Consider the following 24,827-nt stretch of genomic DNA (forward strand, 5'->3'; position numbering starts at 1 on the left):
GCGCCGCTTTAGCCTCGCTATAACGATGGCCAATCACGCGCGCGAAGGGGCAGAAATGAAGGCGACGATCGAACGGGCGACCCTCCTGAAGAGCCTGGGCCATGTCCAGTCGGTGGTCGAACGGCGCAACACCATTCCGATCCTATCCAATGTGCTGATCGAAGCGCGCGAAGACGGCTCGCTCCGCCTGATGGCGACCGATCTAGACCTGCAAGTCGACGAAAGTGTTCCCGCGCAGGTCAGCCAGCCCGGCGCGACGACGGTCTCGGCCCACACCTTCTTTGACATCGTGCGCAAGCTGCCCGAAGGCAGCCAGGTCGAACTCAGTGCAGCTGAGGGCAAGATGCAGGTCGTTGCCGGGCGCGCGCGCTTCAACCTGTCAACCCTGCCGCGCGACGATTTCCCGGTGATCGCGGAAGGCGACCTGCCGACCCGGTTCGAACTTCCGGCCCAGACGCTCCGCCAGATTATCGACAAGACGCGCTTCGCCATCTCCAGCGAGGAAACGCGCTATTATCTGATGGGTATCTTCCTCCACGTCGCGGACGACAAGCTGAAGGCCGCGGCAACCGACGGCCACCGCCTCGCCCGGATCACGCTGGACAAGCCCGAGGGCGCGGACGGTATGCCCGACATCATCATCCCGAAGAAGTGCGTCGGCGAACTGCGTAAGCTGCTCGACGAGGTCGAGGGCACGGTCGAAGTCTCGCTTTCGCCGACCAAGGTTCGCTTCGGGCTTGGCAATGCGGTGCTGACCAGTAAGCTCATCGACGGCACCTTCCCCGACTATAACCGTGTCATCCCGACCGCGAACGACAAGCTGCTGAAGCTTGACCCAAAAAGCTTCATGGCCGGCGTCGATCGCGTCGCGACCATCGCCAGCGAAAAGACCCGCGCGGTCAAGATGGCTGTCGACCGCGACAAGGTCACCCTGTCGGTCACCAGTCCCGAAAACGGCCTCGCGGTCGAGGAAATTCCCGCCGACTATGGCAATGAAGGGCTCGAGATCGGGTTCAACGCGCGCTACCTCATGGATATCCTCCATGAAATCGAGGGCGATACGGTCGAGGTTCACCTCGCCGATGCCGCGGCGCCGACGCTGCTCCGTGAAAACGACAAGAGCGCCGCGCTCTACGTCCTGATGCCGATGCGCGTCTGACGCGAACGGCTTTGTGAAACGCGGCGGGGGCCCGTGGACGATCAAGGGGGGACATCGATGTTGCGTATGCTAACCGCCGCGCTGCTGGCGAACGCCGCGATTCATCCGACCAATGCCGCCGCGCAAGCGGCTCCGGCGGCCGCTACCAGTCACGACGCCCTTGCGCTTGAACTCGCGCAACTGGGACAGCCAACCGCGCTCTTCGTCGAAGGCGTGCTGATGGGCTACGACCTCGCCTCGATGGAGCAGAAACCTGACGCGGACGCTGCCGAGGTTGAAAAGGAATTTCCCGGGTTCATGGCCAAGGTTCAACAGCGCGGCCGCGCCGAGCTGGAACGGCTGATGACGGAACGCGCCCCCGGCCTTCATCGGCAGCTCGCCGATCTTTACGCCGCCAACCTCACCGATCCCCAGATGCGCGACATGATGGCCTTTCTGCGTACGCCGACCGGCCTGAAGTTCGTGCGCAGCATGATGCTGTCCTCGTCCGGCGCCAATTCGGCCGAGGACCTCAAGCTGACGGCTGAGGAAGTCGCGGCGGAAAACCGCGCAGCAGCCTCCGAAACAATGAAGAAACTTTCGGGCGACGAATGGCTTGAGCTGATGAAGTTCGCGACCTCGCCGGCAGGCCAGGCCAATCGTGCGTTGGCCGAAAAGGCGCAGCCGCTCGTGGCCACCTCCATGACGGCCATCATGACCGAATTCACGAAGCGGATGGAGCCGATCACGATGGATATCTTGGAAAGCTACATCAAGGCGAAGGCCGACTAGGGCGGTTGCTGGACGGCTCGCGGGCCGCGCCTTAAGCCCGCGCCATGGCTATCGCCCGCCTCGCCCTGACGGATTTCCGAAACTACCGCGACGCATTGTTGTGCTCCGGTGACGGCTTCGTCCTCCTGTCCGGCCCCAACGGAGCGGGCAAGACCAACATTCTCGAAGCGGTCTCGCTCCTGACGCCCGGCCGCGGGCTCCGACAGGTGCCGATCTCTGACATGGCGCGCAGCAACGGGCCGGGTGGGTTCGCGGTCGCCGCGCGAATGGCCGACGGCACTGAACTCGGCACCGGCGCAACTGCGGCCGCCCCCGACCGCCGCCAGGTGCGGGTCAACGGCGTCCCCTCGTCGGTCAATTCGCTGGGGGAGCGTCTGTCCGTTCTGTGGCTGACCCCCGCGATGGACCGGCTGTTCAGCGATACGGCCGGCGCGCGCCGCCGCTTCCTTGACCGCCTGACCCTTGCACTCGAACCGGGCCACGCGACCCATGCCGCTCGCTACGACGCCGCGATGCGCGCCCGCAACAAGCTGCTCGCCGAGCCCGACGGTGCGGACGAGGCCTGGCTCGCCGCGCTCGAGGCAGGGATGGCCGATCATGGCGAGGCGCTCGGCGCTGCCCGGGGCCGAACGGTCGCCGCGCTGGGCGATGCGATGACCGGCCTCCCCGACGATGATTTTCCGCGATCGGCGTTGTCACTCGAAGGGTGGGACGGTTCCACTCTCGCGGCGGCGCTGAAGGCCAGTCGCGGCCGTGATGCGGCGGCGGGCCGTGCTACCGTGGGCCCGCACCGGCAGGATCTTTCTGTCACCCATCTCGCCAAGGGGCAGCCGGCGGCGCGCGGCTCGACCGGCGAGCAAAAGGCGCTGTTGATCGGAATCGTGCTCGCCCATGCGGGTCTGGTCGAGGCGCGTCGGGGCGCGCCCCCGATCTTGCTGCTCGACGAGGTTGCAGCCCATCTCGATCCCAATCGCCGCGCTGCCCTGTTCGCCCGGCTCGAAGGGCGCGGCCAGACCTGGATGACCGCGACCGAGCCCGACCTTTTCGCTGGAATTGGCGCTTCTGCGTCCCGCTTTCAGGTCGCCGAGGGGGGCGTGTTCGCAGACTGACTGGACTTTTGCTGCAGTTTCCCTATATCGCAGCGCAACACGAGACGCCTTGCAAGCGGCGTGATCGGTCTCCTCAAGGAGGTCCCGGCCCGCGTCTCGACCAGCTTTCATGCTCTCCTATTCACGCGGGGTGCTCAACCAACCCCGACCGGACCGCGCCCATAGAACGGCGCGGCCGTTCGATTTGCATATCGGATTTCTCATTGACCAATTTCAATCAACTCGGGCTCTCGAAGCCACTGCTCGACGCGCTCGCTGCTAAAGATTACGGGCAGCCCACGCCGATCCAAGCGCAGGCCATTCCGCTGGTCCTTCAGGGCCGCGACCTGCTCGGCATCGCGCAGACTGGCACCGGTAAAACGGCGGCATTCATGTTGCCCTCGCTAGACCGACTTGTTGCGGCCTCCAATGGCCGCCCCGTTCCGGGCCGCGCCCGGATGCTCGTTCTTGCCCCGACCCGCGAACTTGCCGCTCAGATTGCGGAGAGCGCGCGGACCTATGCTAAGGGCCAGCACATCAGTGTTGGCGTCATTTTCGGCGGCGTGCCCGTACCGCGCTCTATCCGAGAAGTATCGCGCGGGCTCGACGTGCTCGTCGCCACCCCGGGCCGCCTGCTCGACCTCGTCGACCAGCGCATGCTCGACCTGTCGGCGCTCGAGATTCTCGTTCTCGACGAAGCGGACCAGATGCTCGACCTCGGCTTCATCCACGCGCTGAAGCGCATTGTGAAGCTGATCCCGGTAAAGCGTCAGACACTGTTCTTTTCGGCCACCATGCCGAAGATGATCCGCCAGCTGGCCGATGCCTATCTAACCAACCCGACGGAAGTCGCGGTGAAGCCCGCCGCCACCACGGCGGAACGGATCGCCCAGACGGTGACCCATGTGAACCAGGCGGAAAAGCAGGCGTTGCTGACTATCTTCTTCCAGAAGACGGCGATCGACCGCGCATTGGTTTTCAGCCGCACAAAGCATGGGGCCGACAAGATCGTCCGTTTCCTTGACGCTGCGGGGATCGAGGCGAACGCCATTCACGGAAACAAGAGCCAGGGTCAGCGCGAGCGCGCGCTCGGAATGTTCCGCTCGGGCGAAGTGCCAATTATGGTTGCGACCGACATAGCCGCGCGCGGGATTGACATTCCGGGCGTCAGCCACGTCGTGAACTTCGACCTGCCGGACGTTCCTGAACAATATGTCCACCGCATCGGCCGCACCGCCCGCGCCGGAGCGGAGGGGATTGCAGTGGCGTTCTGCAGCCCGGACGAGCGTCACAATCTGCGCGACATCGAAAAGACGACGCGCCAGCAGATCGCGGTCGCGTCGCTGCCCGAAGGCTTCATGGCCGCCGTGGAGGCAATCAAGCGCCTGAAGCCCGCGCCCCGCAAGTCGGACACTCGCGAGCGCCAGCCGCACAGCGGCCGCCGCTTCACTCCTACGGCGGAGATCAAGGCCGACCGCCGCGAACGCGGTCAGCGCCGCGATGCGCGCAACGATCGCCAGGCGGACCAGCAGCCACAGCGCCACCCGCAGCGTGCCGAGGGGCATCCCGCTCATCGGCCCGAAGGCGGCCAGCGTAAACGGCCGTTCCGCGGCCGCCGCCGTGGCGGGCAGGGCAGCCGCCAAGTCGTCTAAACTTTTTGCCGTCCTACGAGGTGCCGGATTTGCCAATTGCTTGGCATGTCCGGCATCGTCGCGTGTGCTCCCTCGTCCCGGCGAAAGCGGGGTGACAAGTTGGCGAAGCGACGCCCGTCTCTCGACCTAACTTCCGCGCGCGTGCGCGCAGGCGCGCTTACGCATGCGCGCGTGACTTCCTGTGGCGAATCCCTATATCGAGAGCATGGCTAGCGATCCCAATCAGAACGAATATGGCGCGGAAAGCATCAAGGTCCTCAAGGGCCTCGATGCGGTACGCAAGCGTCCCGGCATGTATATCGGCGATACCGATGACGGCTCCGGCCTTCATCACATGGTATTCGAAGTATCGGATAATGCGATCGACGAGGCGCTGGCCGGCCATTGCGACCGGATCTTGATCCAGCTCAACCCCGATGGCTCGGTGACGGTCGAGGATAATGGCCGCGGCATCCCAACCGACATCCACAAGGAAGAAGGCGTCTCGGCGGCCGAGGTCATCATGACTCAGCTGCACGCCGGCGGTAAGTTCGAAAACACCAGTGACGACAACGCCTACAAGGTATCCGGCGGCCTCCACGGCGTCGGCGTATCGGTCGTAAACGCGCTCAGCGAATGGCTGGAACTCACCGTTTGGCGGAACGGCGAGGAACATTGGATGCGCTTCCGCCATGGCGACGCCGAAGCGCCGTTGAAGGTCGTCGGCTCGGCGCCAGAAGGTAAAAAGGGGACCCGTGTTACGTTCCTGCCGAGCCCCGACACGTTCAAGATCACCGAGTTCGATTTTGAGAAGCTTGAGCATCGCTACCGCGAGCTCGCATTCCTCAATTCGGGCGTTCGGCTGATCCTTGCCGATGCGCGGCACGAGGACCGGGTCGAACATGAGCTGTTCTACGAAGGCGGCATCGCGGCGTTCGTGAAATATCTCGATCGCGCGAAGACGCCCCTGTTTCCGGACCCCATCGCCATTTCCGCGGTGCGCGATGGGATCGGCATCGACGTCGCCCTCGAATGGAACGACAGCTATTACGAAAATGTCCTGCCGTTCACGAACAATATCCCGCAACGCGATGGCGGTACCCATCTCGCGGCGTTTCGTGCCGCACTGACCCGAACCCTTAACAATTACGCCGAAAAGTCCGGCATGCTGAAAAAGGAAAAGGTCAGCTTGACGGGCGACGACATGCGCGAGGGCCTGACCGCCATCGTTTCAGTCAAGCTGCCCGATCCCAAGTTCAGCAGTCAGACGAAGGACAAGCTGGTCAGTTCCGAAGTCCGTCAGCCGCTCGAAGCGCTGATGGGCGATAAGATGAGCGAATGGCTGGAAGAAAATCCGACCAATGCGCGCGCCATCGTCCAGAAGATTATCGACGCTGCTGCGGCCCGCGAAGCCGCCAAGCGCGCGCGCGAGCTGACCCGCCGCAAGGGCGTAATGGATATCGCTTCTTTGCCCGGCAAGCTGGCCGATTGCCAGGAACGCGATCCTGCGCTCAGCGAACTGTTCCTGGTGGAAGGTGACTCGGCCGGCGGCTCCGCCAAGCAGGGCCGCAACCGTCATAACCAGGCGATCCTGCCGTTGCGCGGAAAGCTGCTGAACGTCGAACGCGCCCGCTTCGACCGAATGCTGTCCAGCCGCGAAATCGGTACGATCATTCAGGCGCTTGGCACCGGCATTGGCCGCGAGGAGTTCAATCTCGAGAAGCTGCGCTACCACAAGATCGTCATCATGACGGACGCCGACGTCGACGGCGCACACATTCGCACGCTGCTGCTGACGTTCTTCTACCGGCAGATGCCGGAACTGATCGAGGCGGGTCACCTGATGATCGCGCAGCCGCCGCTCTACAAGGTCGCGCGCGGCCGGTCGGAAGTCTATCTGAAGGATGACGCAGCGCTCGACGAATATCTGGTCGATGCTGGGCTAGACGGGCTGGTTCTCGACACCGACGGCGGACAGCGCTCGGGCGCCGACCTGCGCACGCTTGTCGATCATGCGCGCCGCGTCCGCACCCTGATGCGCTATGCCCCGAAGAAGTATGATCCGGCGCTGCTCGAAGCGCTGGCGATCAATGGGGCCCTCGATCCGGTAGCAACGTCCGCGCAGCGTTCCGACATCATCTCGCGCGTTGCTGAATGGCTCGGCAAGGGCGACCAGGAAGCCAGCTGGTCGGGCGAAGTCGCGGCCGAGGGCGGCTACCTGCTCAAGCGGCTGTGGCGTGGGGTCACCGATGCCTACATCATCGAACCCAGCTTCCTGACCTCCGCCGAAGCGCGCAAGCTGCACGCCCTCGCCGCCGAACAGGACGCGACCTACGCTTCCCCATCGACGCTGCGCACACTGAAGAAGTCGACCACGGAGGGTGAAGAATCGGAGGAGCAGGAGACCAAGGGCAAGGCAATTTCTGTGACCCGTCCGTCCGAGCTGCTGGATGCGGTGCTTGCCGCCGGACGTCGCGGCCTTAGCATTCAGCGCTACAAGGGGCTTGGCGAAATGAATGCCGAGCAATTGTGGGAAACCACGCTTGATCCCGCCAATCGCTCGCTGTTGCGGGTCGAAGCAGGGCAGGCGGATGTCGCCGACGAAATCTTCACCCGGCTGATGGGCGATGTGGTCGAACCGCGCCGCGAATTCATCCAGGAGAATGCCCTGTCCGTCGCGAACCTCGACGTTTGAGGAACCGGGCGCGGCGGCGGAGGTTGGCGACGGAGTGACCGCTGCCTCCACCATCACTGTCGCATCCTACAATATGCGCAAGGCGATCGGCATCGATCGCAAGCGCAAGCCCGACCGCATTCTCCACGTCTTGCAGCAGATCGACGCCGACGTCGTCGCGCTGCAGGAGGCGGACAAGAGGTTCGGGACGAGGGCTTCCGCGGTGCCGCATGAACTGATTGACGGTCACGGCCTCTACAAGCCGGTCGAATTCGGCGTCAGCCACAGCCGGCTAGCCCATGCTTTTCCCTTCGGAGAGCGGATCGAAAGCCGGCTAGGTCTGGCCACCCGCAACCTCGGCTGGCACGGCAATGCCCTGCTAGTAAAGCGGGACGTTGAAGTGCTGGATGTAGAGGCGCTGCATCTCCCCACGCTCGAACCGCGTGGCGCGGTAATGGCAGAACTGGACATTCGCGGCGCCGAGATCCGGATCATCGGCATGCACCTCGACTTGTCCGGCCTATGGCGCCGCCGCCAAGTTAAAAGCATCGTCGATCATCTGACCAAGCGGCACCGGCCGATGCCGACCGTGCTGATGGGAGACACTAACGAGTGGCGTGCGGCGGGCGGGTGCCTGTCGGAATTCGGTGACGGCTATCGCGTCGCGCCGACTGGGCCGAGTTTCCATAGCCGCCGGCCTGTCGCCGCGCTCGATCGTATCATCGTCGATCAGCGTCTGCGGATCGATGCTGCCGGCGTCCACGCCAGTCCAGAGGCACGCAAGGCGAGCGATCATCTGCCGGTTTGGGCGAGAGTCGCGCTGGGCGGTTAGCCTGCCGCCATTTTTCGCTGCCGCCTCCGCTGGATCGACGACCCGATCCCCATCGCCTCGCGATATTTGACGACGGTCCGCCGCGCGACATCCATGCCGCGCTCCTTAAGCATCACCGCAATGGCATCATCGCTTAGCACATCATGCTCGGCATCGATGATGGACTTGATGGCCGCCTTCACCGCCTCCGCCGCGGCACCCTCGCCACTGTCCGATGACACGCCAGATCCGAAGAAATATTTCAGCTCGAACATGCCGCGATCGCAGGCGAGATATTTATTCGATGTAACCCGGCTGACCGTCGATTCATGCATTTCGATAGCTTCTGCGACGCGAGCGAGAGTCAACGGGCGAAGCGCCGAGACACCGTGTTCGAAGAAGGACTGCTGCTGTTTCACGATTTCAGTCGCTACCTTGATGATTGTCCGCGCCCGCTGGTCGAGTGCCTTTACCAGCCAATTGGCGCTGGCCAAGCTGTCGCTCAGCCAAGCTTTGGATGCCTTGTCCTGCGGCCCGGCCTTCAGCTCAGCATGATAGCGCCGGTTGACCAGCACGCGGGGCAAGGCGGCATTGTTGAGTTCGACCGTCCAGCCTGCCTTCGTCCGTTTGATGAAGACGTCCGGCGTGATCGCTTCGGGTTCCTTGGTGACGAAGCGGCAGCCGGGCTTGGGGTCATAAGACCGAAGTTCCCGGACCATGTCGGACAGGTCCTCCTCATCGACGCCGCAAATCCGCCGTAGGTCATTCATCCGGCCCTTGGCCAGAAGGTCGAGGTTGGCGATCAGGCGCGCCATCGCAGGATCGTAACGGTCAGCTGCCTTGGCCTGCAGCGCAATGCATTCTTCAAGACTTCGCGCGGCGATACCCGGCGGATCGAGCGACTGGACCAAGGCGAGCGATTGCTCCGCCTCATTGATGCTGGCATCGCATTCTTCCGCAATCAGGCTGATCGACGTTTCGAGGTAGCCGGTTTCTTCTAGTTCATGGACGATCGCCTCCGCCACGCGGCCGGTCGTCCCACCGACTCCGTGCAACTGGGCAAGAAGATGTTCGGCTAGACCTGCTTCGCCGCCCTCCAGCTGGTCGAAATCGAAAGCCTCATCGCCGCCCGAGGAACCGCCCACATCGGCGAAGCTGTCGGTTTCCAGAGCCGCTTCGCGCCAGTCGATGTCGACTGGGGAATTGTCCGCTCCTCCCAGGCGTCCGATCAGTTCGTCGGCTCCGGCCGGGTCTACGGCTTCGTCGCCCGTTTCGCGATCCTCGCGGATAATGACGCCTTCGCCCTGTGCTCCTTCGCCCGGTCGAACCTCCAGCAGTGGGTTCTTCGCCAGCTCCTCTGCGATGACCGACTCGATCTCCAGGTTGGATAGCGCGAGCAGCTTGATCGCGGCCTGCAGCTGCTGGGTCATCACCAGCTGTTGGGAAACCCGGATGTCGATACGCGGGCCCAGCCCCATGGCCGCTAAATTCCCACGCTAGAGGGCGAAGCTTTCGCCAAGATACAGCCGCCGCACATTCTCGTCGGCGACCAGCGCCTGCGGCGTCCCTTCGAACAGCACTTGGCCATCATAGATGATGCAGGCGCGATCGACGATATCCAGCGTCTCTCGCACGTTATGGTCGGTGATCAGCACGCCGATGTCGCGCTGCTTCAATTCCTTGACCAGATCGCGGATATCGCTGATTGAAATGGGATCGATGCCGGCGAAGGGTTCGTCAAGCAGCATGATCGACGGCTCCGCCGCCAGCGCGCGGGCGATCTCGCACCGCCGCCGCTCGCCTCCCGACAGCGCCATGGCGGGTGAGGCGCGGAGGTTCTTCAGGCCGAATTCGTCGAGCAGCCGTTCGAGGCGCGCGCGCCGTGCCTCCGGCTCTGGCTCGGCGATCTCGAGCACCGCCATGATGTTCTGTTCGACCGTCAGCCCGCGGAAAATCGAGGTTTCCTGAGGCAGGTAGCCGAGGCCAAGGATCGCGCGCCGGTACATCGGCAGATGGGTAATGTCCCGGCCATCGAGAAAGATACGGCCGGCGTCCGGCCGGACGAGGCCCATGACCGAATAGAAGCTGGTTGTCTTGCCCGCCCCATTGGGGCCGAGCAGGCCGACCACCTCGCCTCGTTCGACATGCAGCGACACGTCGTGGAGCACGGCACGCTTGTCGTAGCTTTTGGCAATGGAGCGAACCTCCAGGCCGCGATAGGCGGACGGGCCGATTGCCGCCTGGCTTTCGAAGGTCGCGGCCTCGTTCATTGCCTAGCTGCCGCGCTTGGGCACGGTAAAGCGACCGGTCACACGGCCACCGGACTGGTTCACACCGCGAAGCCCGCCGTCCATTACAGCCCGCCCGCTATTGAGATCGATCGTCAGCCTGCCGCCGGACAGGAAGGAGCCGCCGCGATCAAGGCGAACGTTCCCGACCATGGTGATCAGCCCGGCATTGAGGTCGTAGACCGCGAAATCGCCGCGCGCGGTCTCGCTCGGGCTTGTCACTACTACCCCGCCGCTAGCGTCGATCCGATTGATGTCGATGCCATTGGTGTTCGCATAAGCCAGCGTCAGCCGCGCGGTGCGCAGAGTCAGCTCGCCCTGCCTGACGATCACATTGCCCGCGAAAATCGCGCGGTCAGCGCGGTCCTGGGCCTCCGCTCGGTCCGCGGAGAGATCGATGGGAGCCTTGCTGTCATGCCCTTTCAGCGCGCTGATGCCCTGCTGAGCGAAGGCGGCGCCGGTCCCGAGCAGCGCGGCTGCCAGGGCGGCAAGGATGATCGTCGGCTTGCGGGTCATGGCGCTCATCTGACGGCCCCCTGATAGATTTTCAAGCGCACGCCCTTGTCCAGCGTTACGGTTCGCGAATCGAGGTCGGCGCTTAAGCGTCCGGCCTGAAACTCGCCAAGCTCCATCGAGCCGCTGACCGGCCCGCTCGACGCCATGCTGCGTTTGTCGAGGTCAACCCTGACATCGCGCGTGGCGAGGCGATAGCCGTCCGGGCCTGCGATCTGGACCGGTCCGTCGACCAACACTTCTTCCTGTTCCAAGTCGTAGCGCCCGCGAAGGGCGGCAATGCCGAGCGGACCGCGCGAAAGGTTCAGCCGAGCCCGCATGCCCTCGATCGAGACGATCGGCACATTGCTCGACGGCTGCACTGCCCGGTCGGCGATGATCTCGAACTTTTGGCCCTTATTGTCCTCGCCGACATAGCGCGCCGACTCGACGCGCATGCGCTCCTTAGCCTCGTCCACCTTATTCTTGTCGAGAATGAAGCTGACGTCGCCGCGCTTGTCGAACGGCGCGATCGCCAAAAGCAGGAGCAGCGCGCCGATGATGATCGGCAGGCCGAACTTGGTCGCACGAACCACCTTGTCGTGCCGGCTTCCCGGCTCGGCCCAATGGCGCTTGACGGCGCGTTCGCGGGTGGCGGCCTCAGACAAGTTTACCCGTGCGAAAAAATGTCGACCTCCGCCCAGCCTGCTAAGTCAAGCAGCGCCCGGGCGGGGAGGAAGTCAAAGCAGGCCTGCGCAAGCTCGGTACGGTTTTCGCGGGCGAGCCGCTGGTCAAGCTGCTCTTTTAGCCGGTGGAGATAGCGGACGTCGCTGGCGGCATATTCGCGCTGCGCGTCGCTGATGTCAGGTGCGCCCCAATCGCTGGTCTGCTGCTGCTTGCTGAGGTCTGTGCCTAGCATTTCCTTCACCAGTTCCTTCAGTCCGTGCCGGTCAGTGTAGGTGCGGATCAGCTTCGATGCGGTTCGCGTGCAGTAGAGCGGCGTCGCCATAATGCCGAGGTAGGCACGCATAATCGCGACGTCGAAACGGGCGAAGTGATAGAGTTTCAGCCGGTCCGGATTGGCCAGCAGCGCTTTCAGTTTAGGCGCCGAATAATCACTGTCAGGGCCAAAGCGGACGAGGTGTTCGTCCCCGCTGCCATCCGACAATTGTACCAGGCACAGGCGGTCCCGACCCGGAATGAGGCCCATTGCTTCCGTGTCGATGGCAATCGCCGCGCCCTCGGCGAATATGTCCGTCGAGGGAAGGTCTTCTTCGTGAAAATGAATCGCCATTGTCAGTCCCGGTTTCATTGGCCGGCATCGCCTGAACCCGCGGTGACGGTGCCGTGAATATTTCCCCTCTAGGCCTATCGGACCGCGCCTTGCCAGTCTTAACCATCGAATCACTAGGAGAAGCGCCAATTTTCCTGTAAAGGCCTGCCCCGTACGCGCGGAACGTTTCCACGCGTGCGGCCGGTTGCGCCATGGGCCCAGCGCGTTGGTTCATCGATTTGGGGCACTAAAGAGTTTGGATTTCTGCATGGGTTTCGATCGAGGGCGTAAGGGTGATCGCGGTGGACGCGGCCGTGACAAGCGCGACGGTTTCGGTGGTGGAGAAGAAAGCTTTGGCGGCGGTTTCGACCGCGGCGGCTTCGGTGATCGCGGCGGTTTCGGCGGCGGCGGCGGCGGCGGCTTCGGTGACCGCTCCGGTGGCGGTGGCGGTGGCTATCGCGGCGGCGGGGGCGGCTTCGGCGGCGGCGGTGGTGGCGGCTACGGCGGCGGCGGAGGCGGTGGCTTCCGTGGCGGCGGTGGCGGCGGCGGCTTCCGTGGCGGCGGCGGTGGCGGCATGCCCCCGCAGGTCGTTGGCGAAGGCAAGGGTGTCGTCAAATTCTTCAACCCGCAAAAGGGATTCGGCTTCGTGGTTCGCGACGACGGCGGCGAAGACGTCTTCGTTCACATTTCCGCTGTTGAGCAGGCCGGCCTGACCGACCTCGCCGATGGACAGCCGCTTGGTTTCACGCTCGTCGATCGCGGTGGCCGCATTTCGGCGACCGACCTCAAGATCGAAGGTGAGCCGATGGAAGTCGTGCGCTCCTCCGCTCCGCGCGAAGGTGCTCGTGAAGGCGGCTTCGGCGGAGGTCCGCAGCGTCAGCTGACCGGCGAAAAGGCGCAAGGGACCGTCAAGTTCTTCAACTCGATGAAGGGCTTCGGCTTCATCAGCCGCGATGACGGCCAGCCGGACGCCTTCGTCCACATTTCGGCGGTCGAACGCGCCGGCCTGCCCACGATCAACGAGGGTGACCGGTTTGAATTCGACATCGAGGTCGATCGTCGTGGCAAGTATGCGGCGGTGAATCTCCAGCCGATCCAAGGCTGATTTCTCGCCAGTTTGAACGAATTGGCCCGTCCGGAGCGATCCGGGCGGGCTTTTTCGTGACCGCCGATTGCGGCAAAGGACGCGAATGCATCTAGAACTCGCCGTCGCGACCGACCTTCCGGCGCTCCATTCACTCGTGGAAAGCGCGTATCGGGGCGACAGTGCTCGGGCGGGCTGGACACACGAAGCCGACCTTCTCGGCGGCCAGCGAACCGATCTTGCAGCCCTGCAGATAATGCTCGACGATCCCGCCCAGCGCGTATTGGTGCTTCGGGACGGGGACCGGCTGGACGCCTGCGTTGCTCTTGCCAACCGTGGCAATGGAACCGTCTATGTCGGTATGGTTACGGTCGCCCCGCGCTTGCAGGCGAGGGGCCTCGGCCGCCTGATGCTATCCGCATCGGAAGAGCAGGCGGTTCGCCTGTTTGGCGCTACGCGAATCGAAATGACGGTCATTTCACAGCGAACCGAGCTTATCGCTTGGTATGAGCGACGAGGTTATCGATTGTCCGGTGAGCGGCGGCCGTTCCCCGCGGACGATCCGCGGTTCGGCCTTCCTCGCCGCGACGACCTGGAATTCACCGTTTTGGAAAAGCCTCTCTAGGTCGCCAGGGCCAACAGCGTTTCGACACGGTCTGCCTCATGCGCGGGCTTGTCCGTTCGAATGCGGCTGATCCGAGGAAATCGCATGGCGAGACCCGACTTGTGTCGGGTAGACGCGTGAATTGAATCGAATGCCACCTCCAGCACAAGCGATTTCTCGACCTCGCGAACAGGGCCGAACCGGTTGAGCGTATGGGCGCGGACGAAACGGTCGAGGAACTTCAACTCTTCGTCGGTAAACCCGAAATAGGCCTTGCCGACAGGAAGAAGTTCGCCCGTGTCGGCCCAGCAGCCAAAAGTATAGTCGCTATAGAAGCTCGATCGCTTTCCGGAGCCGCGCTGGGCGTACATCATTACGCAGTCCGCAGTCAGTGGATCGCGTTTCCATTTGTACCACAGGCCAACCTTACGACCCGCCACATAGGGGCTGTCGCGACGCTTGAGCATCAAGCCTTCGACACCTTCCTCGCGCGCGCCCGCACGCATCTCTTGGAGATGGTCAAAGCTATCGGCCTCGATCACCCGCGACAGGTCGAAGCGCTCGGGGTCGAGCCTGTCAATAAAGCCCTCCAGACGCGTTCGCCGCTGGCTCCAGCTTAGGGGTCTCAAGTCTTCTTCGCCCTCGAACAAAATGTCGTAGAGGCGGACAAAGGCTGGATACTGCCCCTGCACCTTGGCGCTGACGTTCTTGCGGCCAAGCCGCTGTTGCAGCGCGTTGAAGCTGGCGGCTGAGCCGCCGTGGCTTTTCGCTCCCTGACTTTCACCGCGGACGAGCAGTTCGCCGTCGAGGACGGCAGAGACTGAGAAGGCGGAAGCAATGTCGGGGAAGCTGCCGCTGATGTCATCGCCCGTCCGACTATAAAGCCGAGTGTCGCCACCGGCATGCACAAGCTGTATCCGGATGCCGTCCCACTTCCACTCGGCTGCATAATCGTGGAGACTGACCCGCGTTTCGTCGAGCGGATGGGCCAGCATGAAGGGGCGAAAGACAGGGATGTCCTTGGTGATGGGCTGCGGCGCACGGCCTTCGCCCCAGTCGAACAATTCAGCATAAGGCGGCTTCTGCCCGTGCCAGACCTCCTCGACCTGCTCGACGTCGAGGCCGAAAGCGTCGGCTAGGGCCTGTTTTGCAAGTCGCGCAGAAATTCCGACTCGCAACGCGCCGGTCGCAAGTTTCAGGAGCGCAAAGCGTCCCGATGCGTCGAGGTGGTCCAACATCCGGGCGAGTACGGCCGGCGCATCCGATCGGCTCGCCTCGCGCAACCGCCCAACGGCATCGCCGATCGGAATGGTGCCGTCGTCGACCTCTGGCGGCTCACCTTCGGGCGTCGGCCAAAGCAGCGACACCGTTTCCGCCATGTCACCGACATAGTCACGGCTCATCCGCAGCAGCACGGGATCGATTCGCTCTTCAGCCAGCGCTCGGATCGCGGCGGGCTTCACGGCAGGAATGTCGAGCGTCCCCGTCAGAGCCGCGAGCGCGACTCCCCGGTCTGGGTCGGGTGTGGTCTTCAGATACTCGCCAATGAGGCGCAGCTTGCTGTTGCGCGATCGGGTGTAGACGAGATCGTCAAGAAGTTGTGAAAATCGGCGCATCGTCCCGCTAGAATGCGTGGGCGCGGGATTGGCTGCTAATGCAGGCGAACGGCCAGCGCGGCGAGAATCGATTCTCGATCGTGGGTTCCGTTTTCGCTGCGGAGCGCTTCGTCCATGTGCTCAAGGCAGGCGCGTGTCGCCTGAACGCCGCCAGGCATCAGCGAATGGTGAGCGGCATAATCGGCCAAGCCTTCCAATGCCGACATTCCATGCTCCGCGGCCATCGTGCGAATCGCCTCCATGCGGGCGCAGATGTCGACCGGCTTGAGCCGCGAAACGCGTTGCTCGATCTCAGCGATGCGCTCGCCGAGCCGCAAGCGGACAATGCTGATCGAATCGAGGGCGGCCATGGGCGATTCTCCGTTCACCCTTGGAGGTTCGCCGAAAATGGTTAACGGCAAGTCAAGGCTGCGGCCTCGTCGCTGTCACCTTGACATTCGGGGTCATGGTCGCCATTGGGCGCGGGTTCGGGCGGCGCCTTGTGGCCCGCCTTCATTTTTTCAGCTTTTGGGATTCTCGCGATGGCCAAGCCGGCAACCGTCAAGATCAAGCTCGTCAGCACTGCCGACACGGGCTTCTTCTATGTGACCAAGAAGAACCCGCGCAACCAGACCGAGAAGATGTCGTTTCGCAAGTACGACCCGGTCGCGCGGAAGCATGTCGAATTCAAGGAAGCGAAGATCAAGTAAGCTTCCGGCTTCCGCGTCCGCGCGGAAACTTACCGTTCGATTGGGGCGGCTCCGGCATCGGGGCCGCCCGAATCGTTTGTAACGGGACCAGCCTCCAGCAACTGGTCGACCGTTTCGGCGAACCGCATCACCGAAATCGGCTTTGAGACATAAGCCTGCGCGCCCGCGGCTCGGATTCGCTCGTCATCGCCCACGGCCGAGTAAGCGGTAACGGCCATGATCGGCACGGTCTTCAACTCCTCGTCGGCGCGCATCATTTCCATCAATTCGATGCCCGTGACGTGGGGCAGTTGGATGTCGGTGATCACCAAGTCAGGGTGAAAGGCGCGCGCCGCCTCCAGCGCGTCCCGGCTGTCGGTGACCGGCTCGGTTTCGTGGCCATGCGCCGTCAACAAGTCGCAGAACAACTTGATGTTGAGGGCGTTGTCCTCGACAACCAGGATCTTGGCCAAGCGATAACCCCCGAAAATTCCTGCCCAGACAGATAGGCGATGTTGAGTCCGACCACAAATGACGCCGAAGCGCTGGCATTGGCCGCGCTTGCCGCGACGCTGACAGACGAACGGCGAGCGCAGCGGTTCCTTGACCTTACCGGCCTGTCTCCCGATGGGATTCGTGAGCGGATCGGCGAGCGGCAGTTGCTCGCCGCGACCTTGGCGTTCTTGGAAAGCCATCAGCCGGACCTGATCGACGTAGCGGAAGCGATCGGCTCCACGCCCGGAGCGCTGCTTGCGGCCAAGGCAGAGCTCGAGCGCTGATGGGCCGGCCGCTTCTCATTACAGATTGCGACGAGGTGCTGCTGCACATGGTATCGCACTTCGATGAATGGCTAGGCGACGCGCACGGCATTCGCTTCGCATTCGAAACCGGAAGCTTTGGCGGCGCGATGACGGAAATCGCGGGTGGCGCGCCCGTCGCGGAGGAGCGAGTCTGGCCATTGCTCGACCAGTTCTTCCGCGAGGAGATGGGGCGCCAGACGCTGGTGCCCGGCGCGCTTGAGGCGCTCGGCCGCATCGGCGAGGTGGCCGACATCGTCGTACTCACCAACCTTGGCGACGAAGCGCATCCGTGGCGCGTGGATCAGCTGGCGCGGCACGGCATCCGGCACGAGGTGGTCTGCAACCGGGGCGGCAAGGGCGTCCCGGCGCGCGCGATTATCGGGAGGCATAACGCTACGCGCACGGCGTTCGTCGACGACCTTGCCGTTCATCACGCGTCGGTCGCGAAATACGCGCCGGAGGTGCACCGACTGCATATGGTAGCTGAGCCCCGGCTGGCACCGGCCATTCCGCCTGCGGAACATGCCCATGCGCGAATCGACGACTGGCCAACGGCCTGCGACTGGATCCTCGAAAGACTGGAAGGCAAATGACCAAGACGATGTTCGTTACCGGCGCGACTGCCGGCATTGGTGCCGCCGCCGCGCGCAGCTTCGTCGCGGGAGGATGGAAGGTAATCGGCACTGGGCGCCGGCATGACCGGCTCCAGGCATTGGCGGCTGAGCTGGGCGAAACGTTTCATCCGCTTGAACTGGACATGCGCGACTCGGAAAGCTTCGGCGCGGCGATCGGAGCGCTGCCTGAAGGGTTCGCGGCCATTGACCTGCTGCTCAACAATGCCGGTCTCGCGCCGCCGATGAGCAATTTGCAGGATGCGGAGCAGGCGCCACTCGATACCGTTATCGACACCAATGTCAGCGGGCTGGTCGCGCTGACCCGGGCGCTGCTGCCGCGGCTGGTTGAGCGCAAGGGCACGGTCATCAACCTTAGCTCGGTCGCCGCGACCTATCCCTATCGCGGTGGTGCGGTCTACGCCGGTTCAAAGGCGTTCGTCCGTCAGTTCAGCCTCGGCTTACGCTGCGACCTTGCCGGGACCGGCGTCCGAGTTACTTCGATCGAGCCGGGGATGGTCGAGACCGAATTCACGCTGGTCCGGACCGGCGGGGACCAAGCGGCGTCGGATGCGCTTTATTCGAACATGGACCCGATGACAGCTGAGGATATCGCCGGGACGATCTGGTGGGTGGCCACGCTGCCGCCGCATCTCAACATCAACACGCTGGAGTTGATGCCCACCAACCAGAGCTGGGCCGGCTTCGCAGTCCACCGTCACGAGGGTTGACCCGAGCGCCCGACGGGTGTTGAGGCAGGCGCCATGAGCATTGACCAGCGCATCGCCGAACTTGGCATAACCCTTCCCGAAGCCGCCGCCCCGGTGGCGAGCTACGTTCCCTATGTGGAGGCCAATGGCCTGCTGCATGTGTCGGGCCAGATTTCGTTCGCCGAGGACGGCAGCCTGATCAAGGGCCGGCTGGGCGAAGACATGGACCTTGAAGCTGGCCAAGCCGCTGCGCGCCGCTGCGGCATCATGCTGCTGGCGCAACTGCGCAACGCGCTGGGATCGCTGGACCGCGTCGAGCGCATCGTTAAGCTGGGCGTGTTCGTGAACAGCCATGGCGATTTCACCGACCAGCCAAAGGTAGCCAATGGCGCGTCGGAACTGATGCAGGACGTATTCGGCGAGGCTGGGCGCCATGCGCGGTCGGCGGTCGGCGTTCCGGTCCTGCCGCTGGGCGTCGCGGTCGAGGTGGATGCGGTCGTCAAGATCCGCGACTGACCGCCAAGGGCGCGACCCTCTTTGGCCCGGTCCGGCCGGATTCGCGCATCGCGGCCTTCACGGGCCGGGCGTTCCTGAAAACAGCATGGCCGCGTTCCGCGCTGCGCTTGAGCGCGGCTCGGGTATCGAATGCGACGTCCGCCTGACTGGCGACGGGCAGGTTGTCGTGTTTCACGACCATGACCTGCGGCGGCTGTGCGCGTCGGCGCTGGCAGTCGAGGCGAGCAGTGCCGCCGTGCTGAGGAGCCAGCGGCTGTACGACACCGAGGAGCATATCCCGCTGCTGACCGACCTTCTCGGGCTCGTCTCGGGAAAGGCGCCGTTGCTGGTCGAAATGAAGTGCCGGGGCGGCAATGCGAAGCGGATCTCAGAAGCGGTAGCGCGTCAGGTTGACGGCTATTCCGGACCACTCGGCGTTATGAGTTTCGAACCTACCGCTATCCATTGGCTGGGCCACCATCACCCGACTCTCCGGAGAGGCCTTGTGATATCGGAGCGGGCATCGGCGTTCGACCGATGGCGCGGGTTGCAGAGGTCGGCGCCAGATTTCCTCGCTGTCGACCGCGCAGTGCTGAACCGGGCATGGGTGGCGAGAGAACGCAGCAGGCGCCGAATCTACAGCTGGACGATTCGGACGAACGAGGAGCGCAAGGCCGCTGAAATTCACGCCGATGCGCTTATCTGGGAGGGTGATGGCAGACCGTGAGCCCGACCCGATCGCTCGAATCGCAGCCGGCGTTTCCGAGATCGACCGCGAAGAATGGAACCGTCTGGCTGGACCGTCGGACCCGTTCCTATCCCACGAGTATCTGTCCTTGCTCGAATCGTCGGCAAGCGTCGGCGCGGTGAGCGGCTGGACGCCCTTTCCCATCATGATTGAGAGGGAAGGACGACTTGCCGCCGCGGCCCCGGCTTATTTGAAGTCCCATAGCCGGGGCGAATATGTGTTCGACCATGGCTGGGCGGATGCATGGGAGCGGGCCGGCGGCGTCTATTATCCAAAGCTACAGGTAGCGGTGCCTTTCACCCCCTGCCCCGGATCGCGCCTGCTAGGCAGCGAGACTGAAAGGCTGCTTTCCGCCATTGAGGCGGTGACCGTTCAGAACGACCTGTCATCGGCGCACATCACGTTCCTGGAGGAACAGGAAGCGGATCGCGCGCTGCGGCGCGGCTGGTTGGAGCGGCATGGCGTCCAGTTTCACTGGTTCAATCGCGACTATGCCAATTTCGACGATTTTCTGGCCCGCCTCTCGAGCCGCAAGCGAAAGGCGATCCGCAAGGAGCGACATGCCGCCTGCGAGAAAGTCGAGGTCGTCACGCTGCGCGGGGCCGAGATCGGTCCGGATCACTGGGACGCGATGTGGCGATTTTACCAGCACACCGGTGCGCGCAAATGGGGTCGACCCTACCTCTCCCGCCAATTTTTCGATCGCGTCGGTGAAGCGATGGGCGAGACCGCGCTGATCTTCCTGGCGATTCGGTCGGGAGAAGCGGTCGCCGGGGCGCTAAACTTCGTCGGCACGGACATCTTATATGGCCGCTACTGGGGTGCGACCGAGGATGTTCCGTTCCTGCATTTTGAACTTAGCTATTACCGCGCGATGGAGTGGGCGATTGCCAACGGGATCGGCTGCGTCCAGGCGGGTGCACAGGGCGAGCATAAGCTCGCGCGGGGTTACGAGCCGGTCCTGACCCGATCCGTGCATTTCCTGCCGAACGCGGGCTTCCGCGACGCGGTCGCTCGCTTCCTCACCGGCGAGCGTGAAGCGATCCGGCAGGAAATGGAGTGGGCGAGGGAGTCTTTGCCGTACCGTTCTGATTATTCGGCGTAGATGGCGACCTGCCGGCCCTCCGGTCCAGCCGAAGCACGATACATCCCCGGCGTGGTGAAGCCCCAAGCGGATTCGCCATTGGGGCCGACAGCGATCAAGCCTCCGGTTCCACCCAGCGCGCCGACATCGGCCAGCACCGCGTCGAGCGCTGCCCGCAACCCTTCGCCGCCGATCCGTATTTGGGCGCAAAGCTCATGCGCCGCCACCGCGCGAATGAAGGACTCGCCGAGCCCGGTGGCGCTGACCGCACCGGCGCGATCGTCGGCATAGGTGCCCGCACCGATCAGCGGGGAATCGCCGATGCGGCCCCAGCGCTTGGCGGTCAGACCCCCTGTCGAGGTCGCCGCCGCAACATGGCCCCTGGAATCGCACGCAACCGCACCGATCGTTCCATATTTGATGTCGGTGTCGAACTTGCCGCCGGCGGCCATAATTCTGTCGAGCTGGGCCTGCCGCTCCGGAGTGACGAACCAGCGGTTGTCGACCTGCTCGATGCCTTGCTCTGCCGCAAAGCGATCCGCCCCTTCATAGGTAAGCAGGACGTGAGGACTATGTTCCATCGCCGCGCGCGCCGCGGCGATGGGGGCGCGGGTGGTCCGCATGCCCGCGACCGCGCCGGCGCGCCGATCGCTGCCGTCCATGATCGCCGCGTCTAGCTCGACATGGCCGTCGGCCGTCAGAACGCTTCCCCGTCCGGCATTGAATGCAGGATTTTCCTCTAGAGCCCGCGCCGCCGCCTCCACGGCATCGAGCGCCGCTCCGCCCGAAGCGAGGATCGCCTCCCCGGCGTCAAGCGCCAAGTTGAGACCTGCGCGGGCAAGCTCCTCCTGCTCCGCCGTGACGTTTTCCGGACGCATGGCGCCGCAACCGCCGTGGATCACCAGTTTCCAAGTCATGAGCGCGTCCTAGCGCGGCAAGGCGACCGATTCCAGTTGACGTTCGCCGGGACGTGATATTAATGTGATATCAATTAAAGGGAGGCTCTGATGATTGATACCAACGTGGTCGCGCTGAACAGCAGCCGCGAACGCCCCGCGTCCACCGCGAGCGGTTACGCGATGCTTTTTATCCTGTTGCTGGCGATTGCCGTGCAGGTCTGGGGGGTAGTCCAACTTGCCAATGACAATGCCAATGTTCTGACGATCGCGGCGGTCATCGTCGGCGCCTTCACGCTGATCTTCGTCGCCTGCGGCTTTTATATGCTGCAACCCAACCAGGCGGCGGCGATCACCCTGTTCGGAGCCTACAGCGGCACCGACCGGGCGACCGGCCTTCGCTGGGTCCTGCCTTGGCTGATGCGCAAGAAAGTTTCGGTTAGGGCGAACAACTTCATCTCCGACAAGATCAAGGTGAATGACCTGCGCGGCAACCCGATCGAGATGGCGGCGCAGATCGTATGGCGCGTGGTCGATACGGCCCAGGCGCTGTTCGACGTCGACGACTATAAGGAGTTTGTGAAGGTCCAGGTCGAAGCGGCCATCCGCACCATCGGGTCGCGCTATCCGTACGACGATTTCGAGCATCTGGAAGTTACGCTCCGCGGAAACCATGACGAAGTCGGGGCCGAACTCCGCAAGGAACTCATCGCCCGCCTGGCGGTGGCCGGGATCACAGTCGACGAGTGTGGGTTCACCCACCTGGCCTATGCGCAGGAAATTGCGGGGGCGATGCTTCGCCGCCAGCAGGCGCAGGCGGTCGTTGCCGCTAGGCAGACGCTGGTTCATGGCGCGGTCGGCATGGTCGAAATGGCGCTGGAGCAGCTCAGCGAGAAGAATGTCGTCGAGCTGGACGACGAGCGTCGCGCCGCCATGGTTTCGAACCTGATGGTCGTCCTGTGCGGCGAGCGGGACACGCAGCCCGTCGTCAACACCGGAACGCTCTACCAGTAAGTGCGGTTCATGGGCGGCGAGCGCAAATCATATCCGTTACGCGTCGACTCTGTCCTTTGGGAGGCAGTCGAGCGCGCCGCCGCCGCCGATCTTCGGTCTATTAATGCGGAAGTCGAATGCCTGTTGCGCGAGGCGCTGAAAGCTCGCGGCGTTAAGCTCGTGGCGCCTACACCCGCGAAACGGGGGCGGCCGCCCAAGGAGAAGAATGATGAATGATCGCCACGAATGGTTTGCGCCCAAGCGCTACGGAATTGGCGCAGGCCTTCCCATTGCCTGGCAGGGATGGCTGGTCACTATTGCGTTCATGGTCGCTGTCCTGGGCACAGCATACATCTTCGAGGATCGCCCGCTGGTCGTGGTCGCGATCGTTCTTCCGCTGGTCGCGGTGATGCTGGTCGTCGCCTCGCGAACGACTCGCGGGGGTTGGCGCTGGCGTTGGGGAGGCAGGGAATGAGCGTTTTGCTTGCGTTAACCGTCTTGGCTGCCGCAGCTGTGTCGGAGCGGCCAATCCATGCCCCCGGGCCGGAGGCCAGGCTGGCCGGCACTCTGCTCGATGCCGGGGAAGGCTCGCCCGTGGTGCTGATCGTTCCAGGTTCCGGTCCGACCGACCGGGACGGCAATAATCCGCTCGGGGTCACCGCTGCCAGCTACCGCCTGCTTGCCAAGGGACTCGCGAGGAAGGGAATTAGCTCGGTCAGGATCGACAAACGGGGAATGTTTGGAAGCAAGGCTGCCATCGCGGATGCGAACAAGGCGACTATCGCCGATTATGCGACCGATGTACACAACTGGATCAAGTCCGTACGCTCAGAGACGGCCGCGGGTTGCATTTGGATCGCCGGCCATAGCGAGGGAGCACTCGTTGCGCTCACTGCAGCGCAGCGACCTGACGATATCTGCGGGGTAATCACCGTTGCCGGGCCTGGACGCAAGCTGGGTGCCGTGATGCGGAACCAGCTGAAATCCAACCCGGCCAATGCGCCAATCCTGGACGCGGCCTTGTCGGCACTCGACACACTGGAAGAGGGTAAGACTGTCGATGCGACGACCCTGCCGGCCCCTCTCCAACCGATGTTCAACGCGGCCGTGCAGCCATTCCTGATTGATATACTGGCCCGAGATCCGGCGAATCTCGCGGCCTCGCTGAGGGTGCCACTGCTCGTTATCCAAGGTGACAACGACATTCAGGTGGGGGTCGACGATGCCAAGCTGCTGGCCGCCGCGCAGCCCGCGGCCAGGCTAGCGATTGTGAGGGGAGCCAACCATTTGTTAAAGGTGCCTGCCGGAACCGACAGGTTAGCGAACCTTGCTAGCTATGGCGACCCGTCACTGCCCATCGCGCCGGAAGTCGTAGAGGAAATCGCCAAATTCGTGAAGCACTAGCGATCTCGCTTCTGCCCCGGCGCCCGATGGTCGGGGCCGAGCGCATCGTCCAGCAAGCGAGCCAGCCGGAGTCCGCCTGCGGCGATGTTGGCGCGGACTTCAGGGATCATTGCGCGGACCTCGGCTTCGTCCAGTACGGGCCGCTCGGCGGGGGCAGGGCCGCAAGGGTCGGGCAACATCGTTTTGTAGGCAAGGTCGCGGGCCTTGCTCCACATTTCACGGCTCCAGTCCTCGACGCTGCCTGCTGCGAGGCGCGAACGCTCTTCAGCTGATAGGCCAGCGAGGATCGCCGAGGGTCCCGACGGCGGGGTCGAGATCGCGCGTTCGGCGAGCCAGCCGTCCCAGATGCCGTGCAGGTTCGCCCGCCCGCCGACCACGCCGTAATTAGCGGCGACACGGTTGCCGCCCAAGTCCTGATGATCGCCCGCGTGCATCGGCTGATGAAGGTCGCCGACAAAATGGACTATGAAGGCAAGTGCCGTCAGCCGCTCACGGACCGGGACCTTCGTATCGGCAATGAGCCGCGCGTTGCGCTCGATCTGGGCAGATACGCAATTACCATCCTTGCAGGCGGACTTGAGGTCGAAGGGTTTGCAGACATCGACATTCTGGTAATGCCAGCTGTAGGCGTAGGCGAAGCGGTCGCCGAGAGGCTTGATGCAGTCGGCCCAGAGGCTCGCCTGTTCGATTGTCGCTACGGGACAGTCGGGAGTTTCGAGTAGGCGTCCTTGGCGAAGCAGCTCTCCGACCTGATGCCGCGTATTCGGGCGCATCTGCTCCCACGCGATCCGAGCGACGCTTTCGTGGCCATATTCCCAATAAGCGTGGGCAGGCGCGGCGGCGCCGAGCAACGCGAGAAGGCCCAGCAGAGTAACGATGATTCGATTCGGCATGACTAAGGCTTAGCGGCGCACCCGCTCGTCAGCT

The 24,827-nt window shown here is 63.7% G+C and carries 28 protein-coding genes; 18 read left to right on the plus strand and 10 right to left on the minus strand.

Features of this window, described 5'->3' with window-relative positions; translation table 11 throughout:
• The first annotated feature begins 55 nt into the window (after positions 1-55).
• From dnaN to D3M59_RS06560, 6 genes are all read left to right on the plus strand, one after another.
• Positions 56-1,159 (plus strand): DNA polymerase III subunit beta, encoded by a 1,104-nt coding sequence (gene dnaN / locus D3M59_RS06535; protein WP_119532919.1) that lies wholly within the window; start codon positions 56-58, stop codon positions 1,157-1,159.
• A 57-nt stretch (positions 1,160-1,216) separates the two neighbouring features.
• Positions 1,217-1,930, plus strand: coding sequence for a DUF2059 domain-containing protein (locus tag D3M59_RS06540; RefSeq protein WP_147416716.1), 714 nt, complete (start codon positions 1,217-1,219; stop codon positions 1,928-1,930).
• A gap of 44 nt (positions 1,931-1,974) precedes the next feature.
• A complete protein-coding gene (gene recF, locus D3M59_RS06545) occupies positions 1,975-3,039 on the plus strand; it encodes a DNA replication/repair protein RecF (protein ID WP_119532659.1) in 1,065 nt (354 codons plus the stop codon).
• A 203-nt stretch (positions 3,040-3,242) separates the two neighbouring features.
• Positions 3,243-4,670: a DEAD/DEAH box helicase gene (locus D3M59_RS06550; protein ID WP_233543159.1), complete on the plus strand. Its 1,428-nt coding sequence runs from the start codon at positions 3,243-3,245 to the stop codon at positions 4,668-4,670.
• A 205-nt stretch (positions 4,671-4,875) separates the two neighbouring features.
• Positions 4,876-7,344, plus strand: coding sequence for a DNA topoisomerase (ATP-hydrolyzing) subunit B (gene gyrB, locus D3M59_RS06555; RefSeq protein ID WP_119532921.1), 2,469 nt, complete (start codon positions 4,876-4,878; stop codon positions 7,342-7,344).
• Positions 7,345-7,417: 73 nt separating this feature from the next.
• Positions 7,418-8,155: an endonuclease/exonuclease/phosphatase family protein gene (locus D3M59_RS06560; protein ID WP_233543182.1), complete on the plus strand. Its 738-nt coding sequence runs from the start codon at positions 7,418-7,420 to the stop codon at positions 8,153-8,155.
• Here D3M59_RS06560 and rpoN read toward each other — a convergent pair.
• From rpoN to D3M59_RS06585, 5 genes are read right to left on the minus strand one after another with little or no spacing between them, the layout of a single operon-like run.
• Complete coding sequence (rpoN, locus tag D3M59_RS06565) at positions 8,152-9,612, minus strand: RNA polymerase factor sigma-54 (RefSeq protein ID WP_119532663.1); 1,461 nt, start codon at positions 9,610-9,612, stop codon at positions 8,152-8,154. The genes D3M59_RS06560 and rpoN overlap by 4 nt on opposite strands.
• Before the next feature lie 18 nt (positions 9,613-9,630).
• Positions 9,631-10,404 (minus strand): LPS export ABC transporter ATP-binding protein, encoded by a 774-nt coding sequence (gene lptB, locus D3M59_RS06570; RefSeq protein WP_119532665.1) that lies wholly within the window; start codon positions 10,402-10,404, stop codon positions 9,631-9,633.
• 3 nt (positions 10,405-10,407) lie between these two features.
• On the minus strand, positions 10,408-10,938 hold the full coding sequence (locus tag D3M59_RS06575; RefSeq protein ID WP_119532922.1) for an LptA/OstA family protein: 531 nt from the start codon (positions 10,936-10,938) through the stop codon (positions 10,408-10,410).
• 5 nt (positions 10,939-10,943) lie between these two features.
• Positions 10,944-11,582 (minus strand): LPS export ABC transporter periplasmic protein LptC, encoded by a 639-nt coding sequence (gene lptC / locus D3M59_RS06580; protein ID WP_119532667.1) that lies wholly within the window; start codon positions 11,580-11,582, stop codon positions 10,944-10,946.
• A 2-nt stretch (positions 11,583-11,584) separates the two neighbouring features.
• On the minus strand, positions 11,585-12,208 hold the full coding sequence (locus tag D3M59_RS06585) for a ribonuclease D (protein ID WP_119532669.1): 624 nt from the start codon (positions 12,206-12,208) through the stop codon (positions 11,585-11,587).
• A gap of 247 nt (positions 12,209-12,455) precedes the next feature.
• Between D3M59_RS06585 and D3M59_RS12390 the strand changes: the two genes are divergently transcribed.
• Both D3M59_RS12390 and D3M59_RS06595 read left to right on the plus strand, forming a co-directional pair.
• Positions 12,456-13,292 carry a cold-shock protein gene (locus tag D3M59_RS12390; RefSeq protein ID WP_119532671.1) on the plus strand — a complete coding sequence of 279 codons (837 nt, stop codon included), beginning with the start codon at positions 12,456-12,458 and terminating at the stop codon, positions 13,290-13,292.
• Between the two features lie 85 nt (positions 13,293-13,377).
• On the plus strand, positions 13,378-13,896 hold the full coding sequence (locus tag D3M59_RS06595; protein ID WP_119532673.1) for a GNAT family N-acetyltransferase: 519 nt from the start codon (positions 13,378-13,380) through the stop codon (positions 13,894-13,896).
• Here D3M59_RS06595 and D3M59_RS06600 read toward each other — a convergent pair.
• Both D3M59_RS06600 and D3M59_RS06605 read right to left on the minus strand, forming a co-directional pair.
• Positions 13,893-15,491, minus strand: coding sequence for a cisplatin damage response ATP-dependent DNA ligase (locus tag D3M59_RS06600; protein WP_119532675.1), 1,599 nt, complete (start codon positions 15,489-15,491; stop codon positions 13,893-13,895). The two genes, D3M59_RS06595 and D3M59_RS06600, sit on opposite strands and share 4 nt — an antisense overlap.
• 35 nt (positions 15,492-15,526) lie before the next feature.
• Positions 15,527-15,841: a hypothetical protein gene (locus tag D3M59_RS06605; RefSeq protein ID WP_119532677.1), complete on the minus strand. Its 315-nt coding sequence runs from the start codon at positions 15,839-15,841 to the stop codon at positions 15,527-15,529.
• Between the two features lie 171 nt (positions 15,842-16,012).
• On the opposite strand from D3M59_RS06605, the gene rpmG reads away from it, so the two are divergent.
• Positions 16,013-16,180 carry a 50S ribosomal protein L33 gene (gene rpmG / locus D3M59_RS06610; protein WP_037498456.1) on the plus strand — a complete coding sequence of 56 codons (168 nt, stop codon included), beginning with the start codon at positions 16,013-16,015 and terminating at the stop codon, positions 16,178-16,180.
• Between the two features lie 29 nt (positions 16,181-16,209).
• On the opposite strand, the gene D3M59_RS06615 is transcribed toward rpmG, so the two are convergent.
• Positions 16,210-16,623 carry a response regulator gene (locus D3M59_RS06615; protein ID WP_119532923.1) on the minus strand — a complete coding sequence of 138 codons (414 nt, stop codon included), beginning with the start codon at positions 16,621-16,623 and terminating at the stop codon, positions 16,210-16,212.
• Between the two features lie 48 nt (positions 16,624-16,671).
• On the opposite strand from D3M59_RS06615, the gene D3M59_RS06620 reads away from it, so the two are divergent.
• The 6 genes from D3M59_RS06620 to D3M59_RS06645 are packed head-to-tail and all read left to right on the plus strand — an operon-like array spanning position 16,672 to position 20,628.
• Positions 16,672-16,938, plus strand: coding sequence for a DUF3572 family protein (locus D3M59_RS06620; protein WP_119532679.1), 267 nt, complete (start codon positions 16,672-16,674; stop codon positions 16,936-16,938).
• A complete protein-coding gene (locus tag D3M59_RS06625; protein WP_119532681.1) occupies positions 16,938-17,552 on the plus strand; it encodes an HAD family hydrolase in 615 nt (204 codons plus the stop codon). Before D3M59_RS06620 ends, D3M59_RS06625 begins: the two co-directional genes overlap by 1 nt.
• Positions 17,549-18,301: an SDR family NAD(P)-dependent oxidoreductase gene (locus D3M59_RS06630; protein ID WP_119532683.1), complete on the plus strand. Its 753-nt coding sequence runs from the start codon at positions 17,549-17,551 to the stop codon at positions 18,299-18,301. The genes D3M59_RS06625 and D3M59_RS06630 overlap by 4 nt, the downstream gene beginning before the upstream one ends.
• Before the next feature lie 33 nt (positions 18,302-18,334).
• Positions 18,335-18,796: a RidA family protein gene (locus tag D3M59_RS06635; protein ID WP_119532684.1), complete on the plus strand. Its 462-nt coding sequence runs from the start codon at positions 18,335-18,337 to the stop codon at positions 18,794-18,796.
• A complete protein-coding gene (locus D3M59_RS06640; RefSeq protein WP_267896930.1) occupies positions 18,771-19,502 on the plus strand; it encodes a glycerophosphodiester phosphodiesterase family protein in 732 nt (243 codons plus the stop codon). Before D3M59_RS06635 ends, D3M59_RS06640 begins: the two co-directional genes overlap by 26 nt.
• Positions 19,489-20,628, plus strand: a complete 1,140-nt coding sequence (locus D3M59_RS06645) for a GNAT family N-acetyltransferase (RefSeq protein ID WP_119532688.1) — start codon at positions 19,489-19,491, stop codon at positions 20,626-20,628. The genes D3M59_RS06640 and D3M59_RS06645 overlap by 14 nt, the downstream gene beginning before the upstream one ends.
• On the opposite strand, the gene D3M59_RS06650 is transcribed toward D3M59_RS06645, so the two are convergent.
• Positions 20,616-21,524 (minus strand): isoaspartyl peptidase/L-asparaginase family protein, encoded by a 909-nt coding sequence (locus tag D3M59_RS06650; protein ID WP_119532690.1) that lies wholly within the window; start codon positions 21,522-21,524, stop codon positions 20,616-20,618. The two genes, D3M59_RS06645 and D3M59_RS06650, sit on opposite strands and share 13 nt — an antisense overlap.
• A gap of 90 nt (positions 21,525-21,614) precedes the next feature.
• Between D3M59_RS06650 and D3M59_RS06655 the strand changes: the two genes are divergently transcribed.
• From D3M59_RS06655 to D3M59_RS06670, 3 genes are all read left to right on the plus strand, one after another.
• Entirely contained in the window at positions 21,615-22,517 is a 903-nt protein-coding gene (locus D3M59_RS06655) for an SPFH domain-containing protein (RefSeq protein WP_119532692.1), read from the plus strand.
• 205 nt (positions 22,518-22,722) lie between these two features.
• Positions 22,723-22,971 (plus strand): hypothetical protein, encoded by a 249-nt coding sequence (locus D3M59_RS06665; protein ID WP_119532696.1) that lies wholly within the window; start codon positions 22,723-22,725, stop codon positions 22,969-22,971.
• The gene (locus D3M59_RS06670; RefSeq protein WP_119532698.1) at positions 22,968-23,900 is read left to right on the plus strand and encodes an alpha/beta hydrolase; all 933 of its coding nucleotides are present in this window, start codon (positions 22,968-22,970) and stop codon (positions 23,898-23,900) included. Before D3M59_RS06665 ends, D3M59_RS06670 begins: the two co-directional genes overlap by 4 nt.
• Here the strand turns inward: D3M59_RS06670 and D3M59_RS06675 are convergent.
• Entirely contained in the window at positions 23,897-24,793 is an 897-nt protein-coding gene (locus D3M59_RS06675; RefSeq protein WP_199662382.1) for a S1/P1 nuclease, read from the minus strand. The two genes, D3M59_RS06670 and D3M59_RS06675, sit on opposite strands and share 4 nt — an antisense overlap.
• Positions 24,794-24,827 lie beyond the last annotated feature (34 nt).

It is taken from the genome of Sphingomonas edaphi (assembly GCF_003583725.1).
GTDB lineage: Bacteria > Pseudomonadota > Alphaproteobacteria > Sphingomonadales > Sphingomonadaceae > Sphingomicrobium > Sphingomicrobium edaphi.